The following is a 436-nucleotide window of genomic DNA, read 5'->3' on the forward strand; positions in this document are numbered from 1 at the left end:
CTCAGTCACGGTTATATATCCTGCTTTTGTTCGGGTACTATTTCCATACGTATTGTTAGTTGCCTTTAGTATAACAGTGTAGATTCCAAAATTCTCATACGTATAAACCGGATTTCTTTCGTTTGAGTCAATGTTCCCGTTTCCATCAAAGTCCCACTCCCAGGAATCAGGATTGGAGGTGGATAAATCCGTGAACTGGACAATCAGGGGTGCGGAACCCTGGAGAGGAGTTGCGGAAAAGTTTGCTTCCGGCGGCTGAGAAGTAACTATTACTTTTGAAAATCCTTCCACAGAGGTAGCAGGAACAGAATAAGCAGAAATCCTGCCCGAAAGTGTAAAGTTACCAGACTCAGAATTCGAAGGCACCGTCACATTATACACAATTGTCTTTTCTTCCCCTGCTGAAAGATTCTCAACCCAGATCCATTCTAGAGTG

General features: G+C 43.3%; 1 protein-coding gene. It reads right to left on the reverse strand.

Going from position 1 to position 436, the window contains the following annotated elements; translation table 11 throughout:
• A partial coding sequence (locus BP621_RS15915) for a PKD domain-containing protein (RefSeq protein ID WP_292391626.1) occupies positions 1-436 on the reverse strand: 436 nt, incomplete at both ends.

Origin of the sequence: Methanosarcina sp. UBA5 (assembly GCF_002505485.1) — an archaeon.
GTDB lineage: Archaea > Halobacteriota > Methanosarcinia > Methanosarcinales > Methanosarcinaceae > Methanosarcina.